This window comes from Microbulbifer epialgicus (assembly GCF_041447265.1).
Classification (GTDB): Bacteria; Pseudomonadota; Gammaproteobacteria; order Pseudomonadales; family Cellvibrionaceae; genus Microbulbifer; species Microbulbifer epialgicus.
The window spans coordinates 1-3,295 of record NZ_JBGMEK010000178.1 but is presented as its reverse complement, the minus strand read 5'-3'; the positions used below and the strand labels follow the sequence as shown (position 1 = coordinate 3,295).

The 3,295-nt window shown below is 44.9% G+C and carries 3 protein-coding genes; 1 reads left to right on the top strand and 2 read right to left on the bottom strand.

Annotated features, from left to right (window positions below; genetic code table 11):
• The first annotated feature begins 169 nt into the window (after positions 1-169).
• Positions 170-1,000 (top strand): SprT-like domain-containing protein, encoded by an 831-nt coding sequence (locus ACCI49_RS24075; protein ID WP_371841791.1) that lies wholly within the window; start codon positions 170-172, stop codon positions 998-1,000.
• A 296-nt stretch (positions 1,001-1,296) separates the two neighbouring features.
• On the opposite strand, the gene ACCI49_RS24070 is transcribed toward ACCI49_RS24075, so the two are convergent.
• Together ACCI49_RS24070 and ACCI49_RS24065 are read right to left on the bottom strand one after the other, a co-directional pair.
• On the bottom strand, positions 1,297-2,610 hold the full coding sequence (locus ACCI49_RS24070) for an amidohydrolase family protein (protein WP_371841790.1): 1,314 nt from the start codon (positions 2,608-2,610) through the stop codon (positions 1,297-1,299).
• A 267-nt stretch (positions 2,611-2,877) separates the two neighbouring features.
• Complete coding sequence (locus ACCI49_RS24065; RefSeq protein ID WP_371841789.1) at positions 2,878-3,063, bottom strand: IS66 family transposase; 186 nt, start codon at positions 3,061-3,063, stop codon at positions 2,878-2,880.
• Between the last annotated feature and the right edge of the window lie 232 nt (positions 3,064-3,295).

The window sequence follows — 3,295 nt, the reverse complement described above, 5'->3', positions numbered from 1 at the left end:
ATATAACCAAAAGTTAGCAAAATTGTATTGTACAATACAATTTTGCTAACTTTTGGTTATATGTAAGATAATTTTTATTCTTTTTTCGGGTTTTCAGTCCAAGTTCAAGATATCATCCCTAAAGAAATGGCGGTAATGTACCTCTAAAGAGAACTTTAATGTATTTGGTATGAACCCGACAACAGAGCTCTATCAGGCCCTGGAAAAAGCCTACGAACATTTCAATCTCGAATTGTTTGACAATAATCTTCCAGATGTGATTTTTACCTTTCAGCGTAAGAGTGGTGTGATGGGGTATTTTTCTCCGGAACGCTGGGGAAACGCTGTAGGGGATACGCGAAATGAGATTGCTATCAACCCCTCATTTTTGGCCAGCTCTCGATTGATTGAAATCTGTCAAACATTGGTACATGAGATGGCACACTGCTGGCAATATCAGCTCGGAAAGCCAAGCCGAAAAGGGTACCATAATCTGCAGTGGGCCAAAAAAATGATGGCAATTGGCCTCATGCCATCATCAACCGGAGAGCCGGGCGGTGAGTTGGTTGGTCAAACAATGGGGGATTACATCATCGAGGGAGGGCGGTTCATTCAATCCTTTGAATCTCTCACCGAAACCATCAATTTCAATTTCCCATGGTTTGATCGAAAGGCATTACCCCGGCTATATGAGCCGGTAGTAGCATCGATTCAATCACCAAAAGATTCCGACGTACCTTCTTTTTCCGGTCTGAATTTTGAGCAAGCAGACTACCAGGACCTAATTCGAACCGTTGCTCAATCCGGCATCGTTTCGTTGACAGAGTACTACAACGATCAAGAAGGGCGGGAAACCTTATCCTCTCTTGTACCAGATACTTTTGTTCTGCAAGAGGCTGCCAAGAAGTCAACACGCACGAAATACGTCTGCGATGGCTGTGGGGTTATACTTTATGGGAAAGCCAATTTGAATATCAGCTGTGACGATTGCCAGCGAAGCTTCTTTCCCGCTGATCGCTAAATATACAAAATCACAAGCTAAACAATCATATTTACTTATCCTGGCTAATGACTTTCTCTGTTATTTGCAATTTCAATTTTTTGATTCTAGCCATCAATGTACACTCAATACAGGATACTGGGACGTCCAACATGAAGGTAGTGGCCATTCAGGTGAAACACTATTGATCGGTTATTCTGTAACCGGCGATATCAATGGGTCTTGTTACTACCGGCCATATTAATGTCGGCGGCGTCTCCGGCCGGTGAGGCCTCATCAGTGAGCCATCTCACATTTTGCGGGCGATACTGCAAAGCTTACAGCGACGCCCCGAACTGGAGGGATACGATTTCCGTATTAAGATAGCCCTGCTTAACGCCAATATGGATTTGATCGAGAAAGCCAAGGTCCTCCAGAGGATTCCCTTCCAATACCAGGAAGCTGCCTTCAGCGCCCTCGGCAAATACCCCTAAATGGCGCCCTGGATACATCCATTTCGGTGTATCCATGGTCAGAGATTTCAGCAGTGCTTCTCTCGGGGCAATGCCTAAAGCATCAAGGTAGCGAATTTCACTAAGTACCGTACCGGAGAAATTATCACTCCCCATTAATATGGTGGCACCCGCTTTGCGCAAACGCCTCAGGTTATCTCTCTGGTTGGCTTGAATTTCCGAAATCTCCTCTTTGGTATAGTGCTTAGAAGGCACATTGGCTGTGGCGATCAATTTGGTACCGCGTTTGGCCGCTTCGGCAATGACTGCGTCGCTCAACACATAGTCCTGCCTATCGAAGCCTTCGTTTTTGGCAATTCTATATCCGGGCAGATGCCCAAGCACATCGACACCCGCCTTAATGGCTACTTCGGCATCGTGGGCAGTATCCACGTGGGCCGCCACTGGAATTCCCGATTGATGGGCACGCTCGACTATCCTAGGTACTAATTTCGGATTGAGACCATTGATACCAAGATATTTCTTATCACCGTGGCGCTCCTCAAATTTTTCACTACCGACAAGTATAATTTTAATAAAAGAGGGATGGTTGGCCTTAACTTTCTCCCAAATTTGGTCGAGATCCTCTTTACTATCTGCCACCAGCACCATTTCCTGGGCGTTTTTTAACTCATCATTGGTGACTTCTTTTTTGCCATTTAAAATCAACCCTAAGGGATGGCCATCTGATGCGGTAATGCAGTCAGAAGCAAACAAGACGTCCATGGTATCCCTGCTGCTGAACTGTGCCTTGACCTCCTCACCAAAGCTGCACATCTGCACGCTGTAAAAAACCCCGGAACTGACCTGCAGTGGCCCAAAATTCTTAACCGCCCAAGGATTTTGCAGATTGTGATTGTGTCCCTCTCCATAAGGGGGCACCACAAATTTCCCATTGACTTCAATGATATGATCAATATTTTTCGGGCGGGTTTTGGTTAAGGAACCATTTTCATCGACAAACCAAGTTGCCGGTTTAAACTCGGCCCCATCAAACCACTTGCCTCCCTCAATTGCGAAAGTGTCTGCGCAATATGCTTGCGAAAGACCCATTGTGGACAATATTCCGGCAAGACTTAACGCAGCAAAACGTGCTCGCCAATGGTTACTTATATTTTCTTTCAACTTTTCTTTTAACATAGCAATCTCGATCCATCACACAAAATATCGGACAAAATAATAAACGGAGACTTCTTTTTAGGATATTTTGAGATCCCGCAGTCCCACCCAATTGTAAGCGATCTTACTAGATTGGCAGCACCTTTATATTATGCGGCTGCGGGCATCTCAACTCTCTCAAGTTGGATATTCCAGGGTAGCAGTGCTTCATAATCTTTAACGGATTGGCAGTGAGGAATCTACTCAAGCAACTTCACGTAATACCTGTAGGGGTCAAGATCGCGGTGTTTAGCAGTGCGGATCAAACAGAGAGAAGGCATATTGCTGTAGCGCCTTGACCGAAGATGCAAACAGGAAGTTATTGCGAGCCATCACAAAGGGTTTGATTTCCTGTTCAGTCAAGTCGTTATCAATATCTAAGCGACCATCGTTGATGAGGATCGCACATAGCCCATTCCAATTAGGTCCTGACATGACTTTGTCACTGCTGCTGATTCATGGGGCTTCCCTCCGAAGTTGATGGAGGGGGCATCATGCCAATCTGTCAAAGCAAAATGAATAATGTGGTTCATGTACCGCTTAATACAGAGCTTTATTGCCTACATGTTAATCACCTAAAGAAGATATGAGACAGCTTCTTTAGGTGGATTAGTTCAGACCAAATCTGACACATCCTCTTGAAAAAGAGGGGTTTACCAGTTTTGAT